This is a genomic window from Mycobacterium hackensackense (genome assembly GCF_025822555.1).
Lineage (GTDB): Bacteria > Actinomycetota > Actinomycetes > Mycobacteriales > Mycobacteriaceae > Mycobacterium > Mycobacterium fluoranthenivorans.
Map to the genome: position 1 here is coordinate 1 of NZ_JACKUC010000014.1, position 364 is coordinate 364.

At 65.9% G+C, this 364-nt stretch carries 1 protein-coding gene; it reads left to right on the forward strand.

Annotated elements, in window-relative coordinates; genetic code table 11:
* Positions 1-84 precede the first annotated feature (84 nt).
* Positions 85-364 (forward strand): SDR family NAD(P)-dependent oxidoreductase (locus H7J86_RS00085; RefSeq protein ID WP_267288616.1); only part of this gene is annotated, 280 nt, incomplete at its 3' end.

Here is a 364-nt window from a genome sequence, read left to right on the forward strand (position 1 = left end):
TTTCTTAATTTTGAGGTACGGTGAAGCTTCGCAGGTGCCAGCACGGGTGAGCATTCTCCCCCGTGATCAGCGGAAGGAACCGATATGCACGACAGCCGGATCGCATTGGTCACCGGAGCGTCCCGCGGCATCGGCGCCGAAGTCGCCCGCCAGCTGGCCGACCCGGACACCCACGTCATCGTCAACTACCGCGAGAAGGTCAAACGGGCGCAGACCGTCGCCGACGATATCCGTGCCCTCGGCGGCCGGGCCTCGACAGTGGGGGCCGACATCTCCGACGAGACGGCCGTGGCCGCCATGATCACCGAGATCGGCGAACGTTTCGGCCGGCTCGACATGCTGGTGCTCAACGCCTCGGGCGGCC